Genomic DNA, 1,694 nt, shown 5'->3' with positions numbered 1-1,694 from the left:
GCCAGCGGCAGCACCAGCAGGCAGGTCGCGGCCATGGCGACGAAACCGCCCTTCCAGCCGGCCGCCGGCAATACCCACAGCGCCAGCGCCGCCGCCAGCGCGATCTGCGCCAGCGCCTGCAGCACCATGAACACCGCGGTGACCCGGTCCGGGGTGGCCGCGCGCACGATGCTGACCGTTGCCACCCAGACCAATAGACCCTCGGCCAGGCCGGCGGCCGCACGCAGCGCGACGAACGCCGCATCGCCCTGTGCCTGTACCGTGGCCAGGTTCAGCAGCGCGGCCAGCAACGCCGCCACGACCGCCGTGGTGCGTTGCCAGGACACCGGCAGCAGCGCATCGCCCAGCGCCACGCCGATGCCCAGGGCGATGATCTCGCCCATCGCCACCACGCCCACGCCGGGCAGCGTGATCAGGTGCTGCTCGACCAGTGCGCCGAGCACGATCGGCTGCACGCCGAGGATCAGCAGCGCGATGGCGCCGATCGACAAGGCCGCGGCGAGCGGACGTGTCGCGTGGACGGCGGTTGATGCGACGGAAGACGGAGATGGCGTGGCGGTCATCGCGGTGGCCCCCTCAGTAGCCTTTGCTTTCGGCCGGCAGTTCGCCCGCGGCGAAAGCCGCGGCGGCACGCCGCTGGTCCTTGCGCAGCCGCCCGTTGGCGATGCGCCGCACCCACCAGGGCAGCGCCCGCACCTGCCCGCCGGTGGCCGCGGCAAGCACATAGGCCTTGGCGCATTTCTCGAACAACTCCACGTTCAATGCCAGCCGCTGCGCGGTGATGCCAAGACACAGCGGGCGTCCGCCGAACAGCAGGACGCTGCCGCTGCCCGGCGCGGCCGTCGTCAACGCGTCGAGCGCAGGAAACGGCGCCGGCATCGGCCCGATGTGCCGGGCCTGTTCGTCGAACACCTGCGGCAACACGCCGCCGACATTGGCCAGAAGGTGGCCGAACGCGCCGGCCGACCAGGCGCTGGCGCCGACATCCGGACGCCGCGCGTACACCTGCGCGTGCACCTGCGCCGCGGCCGGCAGCGCTGGGTCGCGCCAGTCCAGCCACTGCGGCCGCTCCGCCTCGAGCGCGCCACAGCACATCGCCGTGCTGCCCGGACAGCGCAGCGCCAGGGCTGCCGCGTCGTCGCCGAGCAAACGCTTGGCCACCAGCCGCTCGCGGGTGTGCAGCCAGAGTGCTTCGATCTGCGGGACGGTGGGCATGCGCTACACCAGCTTGAACACGTCGTCGAAGCGGTTCAGCGCCTCGTCCACCACCGCATCGGTATCGGCGCGACTGGTGTAGATGCGGCTGCCGGCCAGGGTGATCAGCCCGTGCGCGGAATACGCCGCGCCCATCTCCTCCATCATGTGCTTGCGCTCCTTGGCCTCGTTGCGCACGCGCCACAGCTTGTACAGGTTGCCGGTATCCAGCAGCAGCACGCCGGAGGTCTGCAGGTGCACGATCGAGCCCATGTTGTAGACCACGTACGGCAGGCCGAGACGGCGGATGATCGCCTCCAGGCCCTGCCGCAGGCGATCGCCGGCACGGCCGGCCTGGCCGGCGGCGTCGCTGCGTTGCGCTTCCAGCAAGGCGTGGTAACCGGCCACGCAGGACAGCGGATTGGCCGACAGCGTGCCACCGACGAAGGCGCGCCGCGCCGTGGTGCCGATGCCGCCGACCAGGCTCATCATCACCTCGC

General features: G+C 71.5%; 1 protein-coding gene and 2 pseudogenes. All 3 read right to left on the bottom strand.

Annotation, left to right across the window (positions count from 1 at the left end; all coding sequences use genetic code 11):
* Positions 1–491, bottom strand: a pseudogene (locus D180_RS21245) (MFS transporter); the annotation flags it as partial.
* An 85-nt stretch (positions 492–576) separates the two neighbouring features.
* Complete coding sequence (locus D180_RS21240; RefSeq protein WP_017914354.1) at positions 577–1,215, bottom strand: hypothetical protein; 639 nt, start codon at positions 1,213–1,215, stop codon at positions 577–579.
* 3 nt (positions 1,216–1,218) lie between these two features.
* Positions 1,219–1,694, bottom strand: a pseudogene (locus D180_RS21235) (aspartate aminotransferase family protein); the annotation flags it as partial.

It is taken from the genome of Xanthomonas sp. SHU 166 (assembly GCF_000364685.1).
Taxonomy (GTDB): domain Bacteria; phylum Pseudomonadota; class Gammaproteobacteria; order Xanthomonadales; family Xanthomonadaceae; genus Xanthomonas_A; species Xanthomonas_A sontii.
The sequence above is the reverse complement of the archived record's forward strand: the minus strand, read 5'-3'. Positions and strand labels throughout refer to the sequence as shown.